13 protein-coding genes and 1 pseudogene are annotated in these 18,982 nt (G+C 53.2%); all 14 read right to left on the bottom strand.

From position 1 onward, the window contains the following. Window positions 1-9 precede the first annotated feature (9 nt). Window positions 10-2,985, bottom strand: coding sequence for a hypothetical protein (locus KXG62_RS15295; RefSeq protein ID WP_218092856.1), 2,976 nt, complete (start codon window positions 2,983-2,985; stop codon window positions 10-12). A 74-nt stretch (window positions 2,986-3,059) separates the two neighbouring features. Further along, on the bottom strand, window positions 3,060-4,970 hold the full coding sequence (locus tag KXG62_RS15290; protein ID WP_218092855.1) for a hypothetical protein: 1,911 nt from the start codon (window positions 4,968-4,970) through the stop codon (window positions 3,060-3,062). A 225-nt stretch (window positions 4,971-5,195) separates the two neighbouring features. Further along, window positions 5,196-5,753, bottom strand: coding sequence for an HAD family hydrolase (locus KXG62_RS15285; protein ID WP_218092854.1), 558 nt, complete (start codon window positions 5,751-5,753; stop codon window positions 5,196-5,198). Further along, a complete protein-coding gene (locus tag KXG62_RS15280; RefSeq protein WP_218092853.1) occupies window positions 5,743-6,786 on the bottom strand; it encodes an ABC transporter ATP-binding protein in 1,044 nt (347 codons plus the stop codon). Before KXG62_RS15280 ends, KXG62_RS15285 begins: the two co-directional genes overlap by 11 nt. Continuing rightward, window positions 6,740-7,825, bottom strand: coding sequence for an ABC transporter ATP-binding protein (locus KXG62_RS15275; protein WP_281426821.1), 1,086 nt, complete (start codon window positions 7,823-7,825; stop codon window positions 6,740-6,742). Before KXG62_RS15275 ends, KXG62_RS15280 begins: the two co-directional genes overlap by 47 nt. Before the next feature lie 35 nt (window positions 7,826-7,860). Further along, complete coding sequence (locus tag KXG62_RS15270) at window positions 7,861-9,006, bottom strand: ABC transporter permease (RefSeq protein ID WP_218092852.1); 1,146 nt, start codon at window positions 9,004-9,006, stop codon at window positions 7,861-7,863. Between the two features lie 3 nt (window positions 9,007-9,009). Further along, window positions 9,010-10,008: an ABC transporter permease gene (locus tag KXG62_RS15265; protein ID WP_218092851.1), complete on the bottom strand. Its 999-nt coding sequence runs from the start codon at window positions 10,006-10,008 to the stop codon at window positions 9,010-9,012. A 64-nt stretch (window positions 10,009-10,072) separates the two neighbouring features. Next, entirely contained in the window at window positions 10,073-12,061 is a 1,989-nt protein-coding gene (locus KXG62_RS15260) for an ABC transporter substrate-binding protein (RefSeq protein WP_218092850.1), read from the bottom strand. 39 nt (window positions 12,062-12,100) lie between these two features. Continuing rightward, complete coding sequence (locus tag KXG62_RS15255) at window positions 12,101-13,114, bottom strand: LacI family DNA-binding transcriptional regulator (protein ID WP_218092849.1); 1,014 nt, start codon at window positions 13,112-13,114, stop codon at window positions 12,101-12,103. A 388-nt stretch (window positions 13,115-13,502) separates the two neighbouring features. Beyond that, window positions 13,503-13,808, bottom strand: a complete 306-nt coding sequence (locus KXG62_RS15250) for a type II toxin-antitoxin system PemK/MazF family toxin (RefSeq protein WP_218092848.1) — start codon at window positions 13,806-13,808, stop codon at window positions 13,503-13,505. A gap of 300 nt (window positions 13,809-14,108) precedes the next feature. Next, window positions 14,109-15,641 (bottom strand): copper amine oxidase N-terminal domain-containing protein, encoded by a 1,533-nt coding sequence (locus KXG62_RS15245; RefSeq protein ID WP_218092847.1) that lies wholly within the window; start codon window positions 15,639-15,641, stop codon window positions 14,109-14,111. A gap of 452 nt (window positions 15,642-16,093) precedes the next feature. Next, window positions 16,094-16,219, bottom strand: a pseudogene (locus KXG62_RS15240) (sigma factor-like helix-turn-helix DNA-binding protein); the annotation flags it as partial. Window positions 16,220-16,665: 446 nt separating this feature from the next. After that, window positions 16,666-17,616 (bottom strand): phosphotransferase, encoded by a 951-nt coding sequence (locus KXG62_RS15235; protein WP_218092846.1) that lies wholly within the window; start codon window positions 17,614-17,616, stop codon window positions 16,666-16,668. Between the two features lie 10 nt (window positions 17,617-17,626). Continuing rightward, entirely contained in the window at window positions 17,627-18,820 is a 1,194-nt protein-coding gene (locus KXG62_RS15230; RefSeq protein ID WP_218092845.1) for an alpha-D-ribose 1-methylphosphonate 5-triphosphate diphosphatase, read from the bottom strand. Between the last annotated feature and the right edge of the window lie 162 nt (window positions 18,821-18,982).

Raw genomic sequence — 18,982 nt, 5'->3', positions numbered from 1 at the left:
ACAAGCGTCTTACGGCGTTTCCAGGTTCGACGGATCCGACTGAACCGTGGACATCGTCAGCGTGTAAGACAGCGAGCCGCTCGCCTGCAAGGTCAGCATATGCATGCGGTAGTCGTAAATCCGGTAGCCCTTCGGTTCGAGAAGCGCAGTCGCTCCGTTATCGAAGGCGATGTCCAGCACGGCGTTTCCGCGCACGACCTTCACGGTTCCGTCACTCACCGTCACGCTGTCCTCCGGCCCGATCATTAGCGGCACATATTCCACAAACGCCTCAGCATGGCTCACCTGCACCGAGATGCCGTTCTCGAGGAACGAGACGGTTTTCGACCCCTTATTCCCCAGATTGTACTGCACCCCCACATTCCCCTGAGCGACGTCGCCGTGGCCGATGACCGGCTGTATCGGCTGTCCGTTGATCTGATAGGAAGGCAGCACGTTCCCGTTCTCGTATACCCGCCCGGCCGAAGCATTCCTTGTTCCCCAGGACAGTCTGCGGTTCGATGATGCGGACATCTCTTCCGTCTGGCTGGACAGCATAATCCCACCGGCGGGATGCCACAGCAGCCCGAGCCCGAACGACTGCGCATTCGTCTTGCGCGGCCCCGCGTTGAATGCCGCGTAATAGTCGGGACGCCGCACGTACGTGAACTGAAGACCGCTGCGATCGTCATTGCGCTGGTGGTTGAACCGGTCGCTGGCGAGATACGGCAGTTGGGCGATCGCCGCCGACCGCTCGGCTTCCGTCGGGTAGTAACGGTACAAAATCCGGTTGTATATCCCGTACGGATTGTAGGCATTTCCCCCGTTCTGGGACAGCGCAGGCACGTTCGGCCAAATGCCGTTTTTCACGATGTCGCTTTTCGCCTGCGCAATCTCGGCCGCGACCTCATCCTGCGTCTTGACGAAAGCCCGCGCCAGGGGAAGCTTTTCCGCCAGCGGTATATCCTTGCGCTCGTAATGATCCGATGCCGTGCGCCCAGAAGCGGCCGCATTGGACGTAAAGAACGCGCCGTCCGGCTGCAGCACCAGATTGTAGGAGAGCCAGTCGATGAATTTGCTCTCCTTCGTGATCATCTCCTGCTCCATCGGCGTGTCTTTGAAATAATAGTAGTCCGCCATCATGTTCTGCATATGCACGCCGACATTATACCCCATGTCGAACCCGCTGTTCTCGTAATAAAAGCCTGCAGGACTAATGAAGGCGCCGGACGATTGAGTAAACCGCTCGTGCATCTTGGCTTCGATTGCCGCATCCGGATGATAGGCCAAATAAGCGGCGGTCGCCGACCACATGAGCGTATACTGGTTCGTATACGCGGTGCCGTGCGTCCAGAACGCGCTGTCGTTCAGCACGTGGACAATCGCCTTGCGGCTCGCCTCGATCACTCTGTCGTACAGTTTCTCATCGATGGAGGGAAAGCTCGGGTTGGCGGCTTTGGCTTCCTCCAGCAAGCGGACGGTTTGGCCTAAGAATTGCAGCGCAAACGATGTGCCCGGCAAATTATACGCCCCCCAGGCGTATTCCGAGAACGCGCCCTGCGGGCTCTGCAGCGTAAGCAGATGCTCCAGCACCGCTTCCAGCCGGTATTTCACCTGGGGCATCCCGTAGTACATATTCCACGGCGCCGGATTCGTATAGAAATACGTAAACCACAGGTGATTCTCCTGCACGCGCGCATTGTACGGAAAGTTGTCTGCCGTCGCGCGGTGCACCATAATATCGATAAATCCACGGTAAGGCTCCTCGAGCTGCACGGCATTGGCTACCGTATGGAAATGCTTGTAGTAATACGGAATGCCTCTATGGTCCTTCACCCATACCTCGGGCGAAATATAATCCTCATCGGCAAAATCGTCCGGGCCGATCAAGCTGAAGTCAGGCGCGGGGACAAGCCCGATGTCGCTTGTCGCGAGCATGGCCGGGCCAAGTATCCTCGACCGGTCGTCTCCCGCGCTTGCCACAACGCTGAACGCATAGGTCAGCTGCGGCTTCAGCCCGGTGAACGTATACGTCGTTCCCGTAACGGTAGCCGCCTCCGCGCCGTTCTGGTACACATGGTACACGACGCTCGGGTATGTGCCCGCCTCCGCGATCGCCGGCCATGTAACGGTGATGTGCTGCAGACCGGCCGAAGCGGAAGCAATGGAGGCGCCGGTCGGCCAGTTCAACGCCATCACGACGGCGTTCGCGAAGGTGTCGCGTGCTTGCGCCAACTCCTGATAGGCTGCCTGCAGCGCACTTGCAGCGGAGCCGGGATTGTTCGCGACCGCGCTTGCCTGACCGATCGCCGCAGCAAACGCATCGACCGCCGCCTGCGGGTACTGCCCCGGATTCACCCCGACAACCGCGCCGCCGAGCAGCGCTTGCGCCGAGGTGATCTCCTGCTGCAGCGTCTGCAGGCTGTTGTCCATCGAGAGCAGCGTCGTCTTGCCGATCTGGATCGCCCATGTGCTCGGATGCGCCGACGTATCGCCGAAGACGATCTTGACATACTTCGTGCCGGCGGGCAATGCCGCCGCTTCCCAGCTCACCCGGCCCCACCCGCCTACCAGCGGGTCCGTGCCGACGGTTCGACTCACGCCTGCGAGCGGCGCGTAGACGATGTTGTCGGCGGATGCTTCGAACGACATATCCCCGGCCATGACGCCTGCGGCGTTTCGGTTATACCATGTCTCGACCTGAAATCCGCTCCATACGCGCGTGGCCGGATCGGGGGTCTCATAGATGAGGTAAGCATCCGTTCCGGACGATTTGTAAAACCGGGAAGCATCCCCGCCGTACCGCTCGGGACTGCTCGAGCTGACTGCGACGTTGTTCGTTTTGTAGAACACTTTGGAAAAATCCGCGCTTTCTTCCACGACAGCTACAGGCTCCTCCGCAGCGTTCAGCGCTTCCGTAACGGGAACGCGGACAAGCAGCGTCGCCGCTAACGCAAAGCAGAGCGCAACCAAAGACAACAAAGAAACGGTTCGTTTCACCCTCATCAATATACAAGCCTCCTGTTTTATAAAATGATGCAAAACAAGGCTGCACGTTTCTTGGGTTTCACTGGCGCTGGTTAGTCAGCCAACGACTTCATCTTCATTGTGTAGGTCAAGGTTTCATCCGCACCCAGCGTAAGCATCTGTAATTGGTAACGGTACAGGCCGAATGATTGGGGAACAAGCCTTGCTTCCGCCGCTTCGTCAAACGTGATGCAGAGCATGGCTGTGCCCCGCTGCAGCACGACTTGCCCTTTCCCCACGGCGATCCGGTCCTCGGGGGCGATCATCAGCGGTATGCGTTCCTCGAAGCGCGCCGGGTGCCGAATGTCGACGAAGATGCCGTCCTCCCCGAAGTGGAGCGTCTTGGCCCCGTCCGCTCCCAGAGCGTACTTGATTTCCAGATCGCCCTCGGCCAGATCGCCGAATCCGGCCGCAGGAGACTGCGCCTCCCCACGGACGGCATAAGCCGGAATAACGTCGCCGCTTTCGTACACGCGGGAACCGTCGCCACTTCGCGTTCCCCAGGACAAGCCCCGGCTTGCTTGCAGCGACGGATGCTCCGTCTGGCTGCTCAGCATGATGCCGCCGGCCGGATGCCACAGCAGCCCGAGACCGAACGACTGCGCCTTCGCCCGGTGCGGCCCCGCATTAAATGCCGCATAGTAGTCCGGCCGCCGCACATAAGTAAACTGAAGACCGCTGCGGTCGTCGATCCGCTGGTGGTTGAACCGGTCTCGCGCCCTATACGGCAGCCGGGCCACTGCCTCCGCCCTTTCGGCTTCCGTCGGAGCATAACGGTACATGATCCGGTTGTACAGCCCGTACGGGTTGTACGCATTCCCTCCGGTCAGCGCCAGCTCCGGCACATGGGGCCACATGCCGTCTTTGGCGATGCTGCGCCTAGCCTCCGCAATTTCCGCCGCAACCTCTTCCCGCGTCCTGACGAAAGCCCGGGCTTGCGGAAGCTTCTCGGCCAGCGGAATATCTTTGCGCTCGTAATGGCTTGATGCCGTTCGCCCGGATGCGGCCGCGTTGGACGTGAAGAACGAACCATCCGGCTCCAACACCAAATTGTACGAAAGCCATTCGATAAACCGGCTCTCCTTGGCGATCATCTCCTGTTCCATCGGCGTGTCCTTGAAATAATGGTAATCTGCCATCATATTCTGGATATGGACGCCTACGTTATAGTTCATATCGAACCCATTGTTCTCGTAATAAAACCCGGCCGGGCTGATGAATGCAGCCGAAGCCTGCCTGTATCGTTCTTTCATGCTCGTTTCGATCCCGGCATCCGGGCGGTAGGCCAAGTAGGCGGCGCTCGCCGACCAGATGAGCGTATACTGGTTCGTGTACCCGGTGCCATGCTTCCAGAAGGCGCCGTCCCGGAGCACATGCACAATCCCCTTGCGGCTCGCCTCGATCACGCTGTCATACAGCTTCTCATCGATAAAAGGAAAGCCTGGATCGGCCGCCCGGGCCTCCTCCAGCAATCGGACCGTTTGGCCCAGAAACTGCAGCGTAAACGACGTGCCTGGCAAATTATACTGCTCCCACCCGTATTCGGAGAACGCCCCTTGCGGGCTTTGCAGCGTTAGCAGATGCTCCAGCACCGCCTCCAGACGATGCTTCACTTCCGGCATCCCGTAATACATATTCCATCGCGACCGGTTCGTGTAAAAATACGCAAGCCAGAGATGGTTTTCCTGAACGCGCGCGTTGTACGGTTGATTATGCTCCGGGCTGCGGTGCACGACGATATCGATGAACCCGCGATGCGGCCCCTCCAGCCGCACCTTGTTGGCCACCGTGTGAAAATGCTTGTAGTAATACGGGATGCCCCGGCGGTCATGTACCCAGACCTGCGGCGCAATGTAGTCCTCATCGGCAAAATCCTCCGGCCCCGTCCGCCTGAAATCCGGCGCAGGGACTGGCCCGATGCCGCCGGTCCTCCGGTCTGTCCCCGTACCTCCATTGGCAAGCATAATAATGTTTCCTCCCCATACAAAAAATGTAAGCCTTCTACCTCGATCATAATACGGTCCCAAGACGGTTATCCAGTTGCGTTTTTGTTGTACAATTGGACCCGGTGCCCGGACAAACGGAAAGCGGCCTGTCATGAAGACAAGCCGCTTAGAAGCGCATAGGGTCAATCTATCGTAGTGGTTCATTCCATTGTCGTTCAGATCCATGTTTTCGTTCCGAAACGGTCAGTGCGCGTCTGTCGCCCGCTTCGCTTCGATATACTCCGCATTCAAACGTTCGACCAGATCGACGAGCTCCATCGGCGTGCCGATTGTATAATCCGGGCGCTCGCTCTCATCGTCCGGCGTCTTCGGATACCTCGGCGTCCAGTCGAGGAACACGCTCGTAAAGCCCATTTGGTTGGCGCCCTTAATATCCCGCTTTAAGTTGTTGCCCACCATCACGATCCTCGAACGGTCGCTCTCGTTCAATTCAAGCGCCCCCATCGCCGCCTTGAACATGCGCGGGCTCGGTTTGAACGCCTTGATCGTCTCCGAATAAATCATCGTCTCAAAATAATCGTAAATCCCGTTCTGGACAAACATATTTTTAAAAGACTGCGCCAGCCCGTCGGCCACCAAAGCCAGCGTGTATCCCCGCTCCGCAAGTGTTCTCACCATCGCATCCGCCCCCGGGATGACATCCGCCCGGATGACGACGTCGTGTTCGTCGCGAATTTCCGTGCCTTCGTCAATAATGGTATCGCCGCTGTCCAGAAATACGATGATTTGTTTAGGCTCCATGGTCTTGATCCACCTTTTCGTAAGCGTGAACGCCCTTGAGTTGAAGCTCGCCGGCATAATGGCATGATGCGTAATGACCGGCCGCAAGCTCGCGAACGACCGGCTCCTCCGTCACGCATTTGTCCGTCCGATACGGACACCGCGGATGAAAGTGGCAGCCGCTCGGCGGCTTGGCCGGGTTCGGCACTTCACCCTCCAGTATGATCCGTTCCTTCTTGACGTTCGGATCGGGCATCGGCACGGCGGATAGAAGCGCTTCCGTGTATGGATGCTGCGGGCTTGCAAACAGCGAGTCGGCCGGCGCCAGCTCGACGATGCGCCCCAGATGCATGACAGCGACGCGATCCGAGATGTGCTCCACGACGCTCAGATCATGAGAGATGAAAATATACGTGATTTTGTACTGCTTCTGCAAATCCTTGAGCAGATTGATGATCTGCGCCTGGATGGACACGTCGAGCGCCGACACCGCTTCATCGCACACGATGAGTCTGGGCCGGCTGGCCAGCGCCCGGGCAATCGCGATTCGCTGCCGCTGCCCGCCGGAGAAGGCGTGCGGATACCGCTCCAAGTAGCTCGCATTAAGCCCCGTTTTTTCCGCGATTTCCGTCACTCTTTCCCTGACCTCGGCTTTGCTTAATTTGCGGCTAGCCGTCAGCGGCTCGCTAATAATGTTAAAGACGCTCATCCGGGGACTTAAGGAAGAATACGGATCTTGAAATATCATCTGGATGTCCCGTCTGTACTCATTGTATTCCTTGCCCTTCAGCTTGAGAAAGTCGCGCCGCCCCCCGTTCTCCGGATAATAGATAACCTCGCCCGAGGTAGCGTCGATTCCCCGCACGATACAGCGGCCCAGCGTCGTCTTGCCGCAGCCGGATTCCCCGACGATGCTGAACGTCTCGCCTTCGCGAAGCTCGAAGGAGATATCCGACACGACGCGAACGGGAGCCTGCTTGCGGAAGCCGAACAAGCTTTTTTTGACGTCAAAGTGCTTCGTCAAGCGGTTGACCTGCAGAATCGGCCTTGGCATGCCGCTCCACCTCCTCTCCCTTCTCATCGTAAAGGAAACATCGGACGGTATGGTCGGGAGAGACCCGGGTTACCGGGACGGCCTGCTGATCGCATAGGCCCGGCATCCGCTCCTTGCACCGGTCGTAAAATCCGCACATCGGCGGCATATCGAGCGCTAGCGGCACGGTGCCTTCGATCGATTCCAGCCGTGCGTGCTTGCGTCCGAGCTTCGGCATGGAATGCAGCAAGCCTTTCGTATACGGATGCTTCGGGTTGTTGAATATTTCCTTGACAGTGGACTGCTCGACGATTTTGCCGAGATACATGACCGCCACTTCGTCGCACATTTCGGCGATAATGCCCAGATCGTGCGTGACGAGCAGGATTGCCATGCCGAACTCCTGCTGCAGCTGCTTCATCAATTCAAGCACTTGGGCTTGAATCGTCACGTCGAGCGCCGTCGTCGGTTCGTCGGCGATCAGCAGCTCCGGATTGCAGGACAGCGACATCGCAATCATCGCCCGCTGCCGCATGCCGCCGGAAAACTCATGGGGAAATTGCTCGAACCGCTTCTCCTCGTCGGAGATGCCGACCTTGCGCAGCATATCGAGCGCGATCCGCTTCGCTTCCGCTTTGTTCTTCGTGCGATGCGTTAATATCGCCTCCACAATCTGGTTGCCGATCGAGTACATCGGAGAGAAGGCGGTCATCGGCTCCTGAAAGATCATGGAGATTTTTTTGCCACGTATGGAGCGAATCGGACGCCCTGTCGGGTCCAGTTTCAGCAAATCGACCGGCTGGGCGGAAGACTCCGAAGCGGATTGAAACCGGATGCTTCCCGACGTCTCGCATTCCTTCGGATTGATCGCGATAATCGCCCGGCTGGTCAAGCTCTTCCCGCAGCCCGACTCACCGACAAGGCCGAGCGTCTTTCCCTTCTTGATTTCAAAGTCAACCCCGTCGACTGCGGCCAGCGTGCCCGCATCCATGCGGATTTGTATCTTCAGATCCGACACGGAGAGCAGGGGCGAACCGGCGTTCACGCGATGAGCCGTCATAGGCTTTCCCCTCCCTTTCGTCAAGTTTGCGTTCATTATTTCTTGTACGGGTCGGCCGCATCGCGCAAGCCGTCGCCGACAAAATTATAGGCGAGCACCGTAAGGACGACCGTGACGAGCGGAATGAGCTTCCATGGATATAAGGCGACATTCTCGATTTGCTGGGCTTCCTGCAGCAGGACGCCCCAGCTCGTGGCAGGAGCGCGGATGCCGAGCCCGAGAAAGCTCATCGCTGTCTCGCCGAGGATCATCGACGGGACCGCCAGCGTGGCGGCGACGACCAAATAGCTGATGAAGCCTGGCACCAGATGGACACGGATGATTTTCATATTGCGGACGCCCGAGATTTTGGCCGCCATGACGAAATCTTCATTTTTCAGCGAGATGAATTTGCTGCGGACGACCCGCGCAAGTCCCGTCCAATCGATGAACGCCATAATAATCGTGATGTAAAAATACATTTGCACGACCGGAATGCGTGGCGGGATCGCCGCCGACAGCGCCATCCAGAGCGGAAGCGTCGGGAACGAGCGGATAATTTCGATCAGCCGTTGAATCATGGAATCGATCAATCCGCCGAAGTAGCCAGACACGCCGCCGATGACGATGCCAAGCAGGAAGCTGATCGTCACGCCGACGAGCGGAATGCTAAGAGAGATTTGGCTGCCGAGCACGATACGCGAGAACAAGTCCCGGCCCATGCCGTCCGTGCCGAACAGGAACCATTTGCCGGGCTGATCTACGCCGAACAAATGGAGATTGGTCGGGAACAAGCCCCAGAACTTGTAGCTTTCCCCCTGCACGAACAGCTTCACGGGATACCTGGTTTCCGTGTCGTTCACATACATTTTGCGAAGCGTCACAGGGTCTCTGCCGGATTTGAGTCCATAGACGAACGGCTGCAAATGAAACTTGCCCTCCGCATCGACCCACCGCAACGGCATCGGCGCCGTATTGACGTACTGACTGTCGTAGCTCAGCAGCCCTTGCGGAGCGATAAATTGTCCGAACAGCGCAACTGCATACAGCGCGATCAAAAAAAACAGACTGCATTGGGCCAGCTTATGTTTTTTGAATTTACGGTACATGAGCCGCCATTGGGAGCTGTAATATTCCTCGGTGATCGGCTTCGTCTTCCTCCGGCCGGCGAAGCGGAACGGATGATTCAGTATCGTCTTCATCGCTCACCCACCTTTGTATTCCGTGCGGACCTTCGGATCGAGCCAAGCGAGCAGTATATCCGAGATCAAAGTGCCGAGCACGGTCAAGATCGCCATAAAAAACAGCCACGTTCCGGCCAAATACATATCCTGCGCGAGCAATGCGTTATACATGACGGGCCCCTGCAGCGGCAAATTAAGCACGATGGCGGTAATCGTCGAGCCGGTGAATATATGGGTCAGCGACCAGCCGATCGTGCTAATAATCGGGTTCATGGCGGCGCGCGTCGGATACTTCCAAATAATTTTCATTTCCGATAAGCCTTTGGCGCGGGCCGTTATCACGTTCGGCTTGTTCAGCTCCTCCAGCATTTGCCCCCGCATGACGCGGATCAGCTCGGCCGTGCTGGCCAGCCCGATCACGACGATCGGAATAATCATATGCTTCAGCAGATCGAGCACTTTGGCAAACGACCATGCGCTGTTCGCGTACGCCTCCGAGAACAATCCAAGCAGCGGATCGCCGAAGTACACATAGGAGAGGTACATCAGAATGACCGCGAGTAGAAAGTGCGGCGTCGCCATGCCCAAAAAACCGATCGCCGTAAAAATATAATCGCCGGCCGTATACTGCTTGACGGCGCTGTAAATGCCGACCGGGATCGCCACCAGATACGTAAATGCCATCGTAACAATGGAGACGACCAGCGTCAGCGGCAAAAATTGTCCGATCACCGCCGTCACCGGCTTGTTAAAGTTGTAGGAGTAGCCGAAGTCAAAGTGCAGAACGATATTTTTAGCCCAAAAGAAATATTGTACAAGCCAGTGCTGATCGAGCCCGTATTGCGCCCTCATCTGCTGCATCTCTTGCGTGGTCATGACATCGCCGGCAGTGGCCATCTTGGCGGCATAGCTCGATACGAAATCGCCGGGAGGCAGCTGTATGATGTAGAACACGATGACGGAGATGACAAAAACGACGGGAATCATAAGCAGGCATCTTCGAACAATATATCGCAGCATCCGTTCTCCCTCATTTCTTTAGAAAGAAAGGGGGAAACCGCTTTCCCCCTTACATCGCTTCCTCTCACTTGAAAAAGAATTGCGCCGGGTGGGCGTGCCCGAGATTGCGGAATTCATCGACATCCACCAGCTCCGCCGGCACGTTCCGCATGTTGTTTCGGACCACAGTCAGCGAAGGCGTCGGTCCGGTATAACCGATAACCCATTGATTTTTTTGATGCAGCTTGACGATTTCGTTGCTCCATTTCGTAATTTCTTCCGCATTTTTGGCCGATTTCACTTTATCCCACGCTTCGAGAATTTTGGCGACATCCCCTTCCGGCTTCACGCCTTCCTTGCCGCCGGATTGCGTATACAATCCGTAATGTCCGAGCCACGGCGTCAGCACGCGCAGCGGCACCAGTTCGTCGGGTCGGAAAGCTACGTTGACCAGGTTCACCGTATACGGGAATGCCGGCACCTTGTTGGCATACTTCAAATCCTGCAATGTCCCTTGATCGACGATTTTCAGGTCCGTCTTGAGCCCGACAGCCTCGTAATATTTTTTGATCAGCTCCATGAACGGGGAGTTCGTGGTCGTATCGGTATAGAAGGTGAGCGCCAGGTTCGATCCGTCGGCAAATTGCCTGAAGTTTTGGGCGTCCCGCTTCGTCAGTCCGATCTCATCGAGCAGCTTGTTGGCGCGGGCGACATCGTATTTTGCCCACTGCTGATCCCAGCCCTCCTGATAACCGACCAAGCCTTTGGGCACCGAGGCCTGCTGCGGCTTGCCGAGACCGCTTGTAATGATCTCGGATATTTCAGTGCGGTCGACGGCAACCGAGAGCGCCTCCCGGAAGCGAATATCCTGGAACAGCGTGCGGTATTTCGGATCCTCCGTCGTTTGGTTCAGCTCCACGCCCGTACTCGACCAGGCGGTGTTCGTCCACTGCAATACGCGGTAGTTGCCGCGCTTTTCGTTTTCTTTGAGCACGGTGAAGTCTTTGAACGTAAACTGGTTCAAATCGTAATTGCCGGCCAGGGAATCCAATAGCGATTGATTGCCGTCTTGAATTTTTTTCAAATTGACGCGGTCGATATACGGAAGCTGCTTTCCTTGCTCGTCGACCTTCCAATAGTACGGATTTCGCTCCATCACGAACACGTCGCTGTTCGGATCGTTCTTTGCGTGCCACGCCCGCAAGGTCGGAATTTGCGGATAAATCCAGTAGTAATATCCCGTTTCTACCAGGAACGTCTTGACGTCGCTGAAGCCCCACTGTTTGGCGATGGCGAGCGCCTTCTCTTCGCCTACAAACTCAGGCAGAATCGTCTTCTGGAAATGGGCGGGGGCAAAAAACCACTTGTTGTCGATGGCGACCCGCTCAAGGAACAGCACGCTCGGGTACTTGTGCTTTACCTTGAACGTATAATCGTCGACCTTGGTCACTTCGGCGAGCGCCTTTTCTCCCGTCACCGGATCGACCGAGTAATACGCGTCATATATTTTTTTGCCGAACGTTTCTTTCTTCAGCATGTGCTCCCAGTAGAAGATTACATCGTCGGCTGTGAACGGGACGCCGTCCGACCATTTCATCCCTTTGCGCAGATGAATCGTAAACTCCGTCGAATCGGCATTGACTTCATAGCTTTTGGCTACGTTCGGCTCAACGCCGCTGCCATCCGATTTGAAGCGGAACAACGCTTCCTCCGTCGGCTTGCCGATCGTCCACCGGTCATTCGGCCCTTTCCACGGCATGCGCCATTCGCCGCCGTACTTGCCGATCTCCTCGACGACGCCTTCCACCATGACGTCTTCCTTGGCGGGAATTCGTTTGTCGAGCGAAGGCAGGCTGCCCGATTTGACCGCATCCGCCAGCGCCGGCGGCTCGGATAAAGCGCTTGCAACAAGCACCGGCACTTTCGAAGGCGCCGTCTTGTTCGCCTGCTTCACCGGCTCGCTGCCTTGCGGTTTGGGGGATGAGTCCTGCGCCGTATTGCTGCCCGCATCGCATGCCGCCGCAAACAGCAGGAACGATAACAAAATAAGACCAAATTTGAACCGTTTCACCATGCAACTACCTCCTCAATATGAAAACGTCTGTGAGGCCGATTAAACGTACGTCTTGCATGACTCACGTAAGATGAGCTTGGCGTCGATCACCTTTTGCTGCACAATGCCGATGTTTTTTATTTTTTTCAGCAGAATCTTAGCCGCTTCCGAGCCCAGCAATTCGGCCGACAGCTCGACGGACGTCAGCTTCGGCGACGTTTCTTGTGCCAATATCGGATCGTCGCTCAAGGCGACAATCGATAATTGCTCGGGAATAACGATGCCCAGCTCACGGGTCGCTTGCAACGCACCGAGAGCGACGCGGTCCGTATCCGCGATAACGGCGGTGAATTCATGATTGCCGTACGAATGCTTAAGCGATACGTAGCCGTACTTGGTCGGATTGCCGTGCTGCTTCCTGGAATAATGCAGCACTTTGAGCTGCTCCGTCGACAGCCCGCTGCGCTCGAATGCCTCGTACAAACCGCTCTTCCGGTCGGCCGCTACCGTCATGTCGGAGGACGCGTTCAGAAACAAGACCGACGTATGCCCGTTGTCGATCAAATATTGCCCGACCTGACTGCCGATGCGCACATTGTCGTTGTCGACGTAGCATACCGACGCATCCATCGGATCCGGTCTCCCGATCAGCACGAGCGGCGTCTGCATCAATTTATATCTGTCGATTCTGGGGTCGTTCGTGCGGGGATTGAGCATGATGACGCCGTCTACCGGATCTACGGCAAAGTGGATCGGATCGTCATGCTCGGGCAGCGTATCCAGCAGCACACGGTATCCTCGCTTGGAGCATTCCCGGATGACGCCATTGATCAGCTGGACCTCGAATCCGGACATCGCATGCTCCCGCGATATCGGTATTTTCAGTCCGACGATCATCGTTTTTTTGATCGCCAGGCTGCGCGCAAGCTGATTGGGAAAATAGCTTAACTCCTTGGCAGCCGCCAGCACCCGCTCCGTAACCTCCGTGCTGATCGGCCGCTTTTTGCTGAATACGCTGGAGACGGTGCCTTTCGATACGCCCGCCCTCTTCGCGACATCATTAATCGTAGCCATGCGGCCCTCCTTTCCCGCCGAAGTGTAAACCGGTTTTATTAAACCGGTTTAATGATGAAGGCGGATAAGCATTGCTCAAATCTCCTTCAATCCGCCTCGCCTAGGAAGAATTACAACGCGACAATTGGGCAAATCTGGAATGAAAGCGCTTAACCAGATCGTATCACATCTACCGTTGTCCTTTCAACTAAAATTTTCTAATAATTCTTACAACTCGTTTGTCAAAAGCGACTGTCTTACATGCTCGATTCAACCTGAAAAAGCCCGCCATCATCGGCGGGCCGGAGCTTGTTGAGAAAGTATGCCATTCAAGAAACAGATGGTACGAGGGGGTGGGATATCTGTCCGTCGATGGAAAGTCCGGAAATCTCAATTGCCCTTGTCCATCTCAGCGAATCAATAACTCCATTTTTTGAAACGACTTCTGCAGCGTCTCATGCGATACCTTACAGATGAAAGCTGCCTGTCGGGACTGCCAGTCGAGACTTTTCACCTGATCGGAGAGGATTGCCCCCTCGATCGGTAAATCCTGCGGAATGATAACCTCGAATGGATAACCCTTAATCTTGGCGGTGACCGGACAGAGCAGAGAAAGCCCGACCTTTCCGTTATACGCTGCGGGTGAAATGACCAAAGCAAGGCGTTTCCCAGCTTGCTCATGACCTGATTGTGGGTTGAATTGTAACCACACCAAGTCGCCGCGCTACTGATTTGTCACCATGACTCCCGTCCTCGTGGTTCGCCGGTTGAAATCTCTTTATGGAGATTATCCGGTGTAACGTGGGTAAGGAGCTCATCCAGTATTGCCGACTTCGGTTTTATTACTAGGTGACCATTCCAACGTCGAGACCGACTTCAGAGCCTTATAAACTCATTATTAATGGTAGTCAAATAAACTAGTGCGCGTTGGAAGGATATGACGTAAGAAGTTTCATCGGACACCTTAGAAGCACACCTTGAGGCTCGATTAATCATAGATGGTATAAATTAATGCTTATTCTTCAAATAAATTGATTCTTCTAAGTGCCCAATTCGAATCCAAAACAATTACATTACCGTTGGAGTCAACGGCGAATTGAGAAAATTCGGTTAGCTTGGCTGGTTCTGGCCTCGCGCCCCCTTTTTGTTCTGTATCCATTAAATCCTTTTGGGGGAGCCGATCCCCATACACTTGATCATAAGTTTTTGTAATTGGGTTATAAACGCCTGAATTATAGATAACGATATCCGATAAACCTACATAATTTGTTACCTGTCCATCTACACTTAATTGCAAGATTTTATTATCCGTAGCTAAATAAAAATTTCCATTGAAAGTATTTATAGAAGTAATTCTTTCATTAATATTTACATCAGCAACCTTACTTAATTGTGCAGCAGTTAATTTATATATGGTTTTAAGGTTTTTATCAAAAATAAAAATCTGACCTTCCTTTACAACGGAAGCCATCTCATTGTTCGATCGATCGGTCGTAAAATAAGTTAACCGCTCACTTTCTTTGCCTTCTTGTGCCATATAAATGCTTTCTCGGAACAAGTCGCTGTAATAAAACTCTTTACCGTTGACGGTAGTAAAAAAATTACGTTCCTGATTCATCGTATCAGCTTGTTCTTGATATGTGATCATTTTTAATTCAGGAAATACTTCATACACAACGTATTTGATCTCATTGTCTTTAGAATCCCCGATCAAATAAAGTCGATCGTGGGTTTCATCATAAGTTAATTTGCGAGGCCTGAAGTTATCAATTCGAAATTGCTTGGTGGTATTATTTTTGTTCATATAAGTAAAAGTAAAATTCTCTTCGGATATAGGTATACCTTTTAGACCGGTCTCATGATCATAGCGATAGATTACGAAACCATCATGGAGCGTAGGATCGATTTTTAAAAAATAAACGTTCTTTTTATTATCTGTCACAAGACTCGTCAAGTCTATCTTACCAAACATCCCCCGAATAGTACCTGTTCCGCCGATATCTCTTCCGTCTGTTAAGTTATCCACAGTAATCTTATCCAACTTTTTCGGCTGCGGTTTTTGGGTTGGTTGCTGATTGCTAATATTTGAAATTATTTTAATAGATTGTGTTCTATCGTCGTAAGTAACATGTTGATTAAAATTTTCCGCAATAAACCGAAGAGGAACCAGGACCGTTTGATTTTGCATCATCACCGGCTGATCCAATGACTTTGGCTGGCCCTTGACTATCGCCATCGATTCGTCGACAACAAGTTGGATCGTTGATGATTCATACGTAACAGTAATCGTACGTGTAGTGTTTTCCCAAGCAATTTCAGCTCCGAGGACTTCCCCAATGAACCGTAAAGGTACCATCGTTGTGTCATTGATCAAAATCGGTGCAGCCTGGAGGGGTACGGTTTTTCCGTTTATTTCGGCAAGCGATTGATTTAATTGAAGTGTAATTTCTTTAGTATCCGTTGGCATAGATGGATTTGCCGAATAAACAACTGAAGCAGGGAGTAACAGTAATCCTGAAAGTAACGAAAGAATCATTTTCTTTTTCATATACACACCAACATCCCTTTTGTAATATCCAAATAATAACATGTATGCCCATAAAGGATTTTCTCACGTGTTATTTCTGATAATTCTTTATACATTCCAAACCAATTAATTCTATAAATAAATAAAAGTTCCTTCTCTTTAATGTACTTTCCGCCAATCGGCCGATTTTGTTATAACTATAACTTGCATCCGAATTATTCTCTGATGGTCCAACCTTGCTGAGTCGATTGTGCGAATCATATCCGTAAGCAGTAAGGTTACCAAGCGGAGTCATTGGTGTACGGTTGCTGTCACGATCGCCGCTTCTGCGTGATTTCATTTCCTTCCTTATCGGTTCCGATCGGATCATGCAAGAATAGTCCTTGCATGTTTTCTTATACAAAAAAAGCCCTCCGGCTCCATTGCCGAAAGGCGTTTCCCTTAACCGGATTCAATTGAACCTTCGCATTTCTTTACCGCTTCGCCTTATAAAACTCGTGATACAGCTTCATCAGTGCCCGCTTCTCAATCCGCGATACGTATGAACGGCTGATCCCGAGCTCCTTCGCGATCTCTCGCTGCGTGCCTTTCACAGCCCCTTCTGGACTATCAATTCGTTATTATTTACTATTCTGAGCCTTGTAATTCTTAATATACTCGTCTTCAATTGCCTTGCCGCTCTGATCACGGACCATCCCAGTTCGACTGGAATGCTCCGACTTTTCCATTGGAAAAATCGGCATCGAGCAGCTTTCCATCCTTGTCAGTTGCGAAATTCGGGCTAATCGAGCCTGCATTATACATCTTGTTCACATATTGAACAGCTTTATCGAATCCCGGCATACTCCAGTTTGCCAACCAGATAGGTTGCGGTTTGAAGTGTAGCAAATTGTTCTTCAGTAAGTTTAGATGGTTTAAAGGCTTCTGGTATATCTCCGTTCATTGCTCGCTACGAAGAGTATATCATACACAAACCATAGTCATATTAATTAAGGGTCGATATACTAGGGAGCTATGCCCCTAGCGATGCGGGTTCCTTTTTACATTAATGCTGGCTCATGCATTCGGCAAACGAAGTCAACGTTTCCTTCTCCGCCTCTTGTAAATCGTCCACCCGAAATACACCCTTACTCCGATCCGCCTCAATCAACAACAGCATCCATGCCGAATAGATGGCCGAGTATAAGTAGTACCCCGCCTCTAGCTCCGACTGCGATCCCATCCACCCCAGCTCAGTGCGTCTGGAAGCATAGGTACGCAGCGCTGCACCCCGGCCAGCCTGAGTGGTTCTCCTTCGAATGACCGGGTGCGTCATATCAATAAGGTTATACAAGTCCCAGTAAGGCGAATTTCGGTGAACGTGCTCCCAGTCAAGGACAACCACCCCTTGATTCTGTATGGCGATGTTCCCTCGATGGAAATCCCCTTGAGAAACGACCGTCTCCTGAGAGCTGCCAAATGGCGCATTATTTATTGCCGTATAAAATTTTGTTATCAGCTTGGCGTCCATGCCGGAAGCCTGCAGTATGCATTTTACGTTCTCCCACTTGCCTTGCACGGTTTCCAACGCTTGTTCAAGCTTGGGCTTGTTGCCGGTTAAGTGCTCCGGTACGAGCTGCTGCGAGAGCTGATGCCAGAAAGGAATGACCCCCGCCGCGAGCACAAGATCCTCTTCGCTGAGCTCATGCGACAGTCTGCCGTAATCCTCCATAATCGCCCAATATCGGTCCGGATCGGAATGGTCCGCTTGAGCGAGTATTTTCGGTGTCCGAATCTGCGGCACCAAAGGTATGATCTCGGTATGGGCCCACCGCTCCCTGCCTATCGTTTCTACATTAGTAAGCGGCTTGAATATGTAGCTTTGCGTCCTCTGCTCGGCAGGAATGAAGAACCGTTCGATGACTTTTCCGTTCATGCCCTTGTATATGGCTTCTTTGTTTAAAATAAGGGCATCGTCAAGCTTGCCGCCTGGCAGCACATAACGGGATAGTTCCATAAGTCCCCTCCTACGATACGGTCCCGTGGAAAAAGTCGGACAAATATACCGTGGTGCCATCGACGATCGTCCGTTGAATCCAGGGGTATCCTTCGATGGATTGGACAAGCAGCAGGTCGGCCGCTTTGCCTTGTTCAATAGAACCGAAATGCCTGTCTATCCCCATCGCCTTTGCGGGGTTCAAACTCGCCATGTTCACGGCATCGGAGAGGCTCATACGCTCATCTTCTGCAATCGTAAATACAGCTGCAAGCAAGGATGAAGGCAAATAATCGGAGCATACGATGTTCGCTGTCCCGGCGTGGATGGCGTCGATCGCACGCATATTTTTATCATGCGACCCGCCTCTTACCACATTAGGCGCCCCGACACATACATACAATTGCTTGTCCTTGGCGTAAGCCGCCGTCTCCAAATTCAAAGGGAATTCGCTGACGGTTACCCCAAACTCGAGAGCCTTCATAATGGTTTCTTCGGAGTCATCGTCATGCGAAGCTATTGGAATGCGGTGCTGATGCGCCAATTGACTGAGCGCCCGAATATCTTCCCAATCAATGGCCGCTTGCTTTTGTAACGCATTCTCGGCGATTTTCTTTACTTCTTCCTTATCCACGCCTTGATTCTTCATCACGTAAGCTTCGAAGGACCCCGGCCGTTTGTATTGTCCTTGACCAGGCCCATGATTCATAAAGGACATGTAATCCACGGCACCCGCGCGGATCAGCTCTTCGGCCAGCTGCAGCCCCGCCAAATGAATTAATTCGTATCGCAGATGCACGCGATGCCGAATCATCGAACGCTGGTCGCGGTACCGGCGAATGTGATCGATCAACTGAACGACAAGCTCATCTCCGCGAAGGCTTAACCCTACTCCAAGGGAGATCGATTGATACATGGTGGTGATTCCGTTGCCGGCCAGCTTTTTTTCCAATTCGTACAGCGCCAAATCCATTGGAAACAGCGTATTCGGCCGCGGCTGGACTTCTTTCTCGATAGCGTCGCAATGTATATCGATTAAACCGGGCAGAACGAACGCGCCTCTGGCGTCGATGACCTCGTGCTTGTCTAAGTTGATGAGCGAATGAGGCGCCTTGTCCTCTACAATATTGGCTATGGTGCTTCCATCTATAAATAAACTGCCCTGCATTACCTTGTCGGGCAACACGAGGAGCGCATCGATGATCCATTTCCCCTGTTTCGTCATATGATCCCTCCTACAAACTTGGAATGCAGCCGTTTCCATTAAAAACCATCATACCATATGGAGGATTCGGGTCCAACTGCTATTAGGGGTAATCTCATTGCCTTCCTCTATCGCTTCTAATTGGATCATGCAGGGAAACATCCTTGCGAGTGTTGTTTAAAG

It is taken from the genome of Paenibacillus solanacearum (assembly GCF_910593845.1).
Taxonomy (GTDB): Bacteria; Bacillota; Bacilli; order Paenibacillales; family NBRC-103111; genus Paenibacillus_G; species Paenibacillus_G solanacearum.
This window is presented reverse-complemented; position numbering and strand designations above follow the sequence as displayed.

Coding starts and splice junctions, on each gene's coding strand:
- KXG62_RS15230 (WP_218092845.1), bottom strand. CDS start 18,820: ATGACGAAACAGGGGAAATGGATCATCGATGCGCTCCTCGTGTTGCCC.
- KXG62_RS15265 (WP_218092851.1), bottom strand. CDS start 10,008: ATGCTGCGATATATTGTTCGAAGATGCCTGCTTATGATTCCCGTCGTT.
- KXG62_RS15285 (WP_218092854.1), bottom strand. CDS start 5,753: ATGGAGCCTAAACAAATCATCGTATTTCTGGACAGCGGCGATACCATT.
- KXG62_RS15260 (WP_218092850.1), bottom strand. CDS start 12,061: ATGGTGAAACGGTTCAAATTTGGTCTTATTTTGTTATCGTTCCTGCTG.
- KXG62_RS15295 (WP_218092856.1), bottom strand. CDS start 2,985: ATGAGGGTGAAACGAACCGTTTCTTTGTTGTCTTTGGTTGCGCTCTGC.
- KXG62_RS15275 (WP_281426821.1), bottom strand. CDS start 7,825: ATGACGGCTCATCGCGTGAACGCCGGTTCGCCCCTGCTCTCCGTGTCG.
- KXG62_RS15245 (WP_218092847.1), bottom strand. CDS start 15,641: ATGAAAAAGAAAATGATTCTTTCGTTACTTTCAGGATTACTGTTACTC.
- KXG62_RS15235 (WP_218092846.1), bottom strand. CDS start 17,616: ATGGAACTATCCCGTTATGTGCTGCCAGGCGGCAAGCTTGACGATGCC.
- KXG62_RS15255 (WP_218092849.1), bottom strand. CDS start 13,114: ATGGCTACGATTAATGATGTCGCGAAGAGGGCGGGCGTATCGAAAGGC.
- KXG62_RS15280 (WP_218092853.1), bottom strand. CDS start 6,786: ATGCCAAGGCCGATTCTGCAGGTCAACCGCTTGACGAAGCACTTTGAC.
- KXG62_RS15270 (WP_218092852.1), bottom strand. CDS start 9,006: ATGAAGACGATACTGAATCATCCGTTCCGCTTCGCCGGCCGGAGGAAG.
- KXG62_RS15290 (WP_218092855.1), bottom strand. CDS start 4,970: ATGCTTGCCAATGGAGGTACGGGGACAGACCGGAGGACCGGCGGCATC.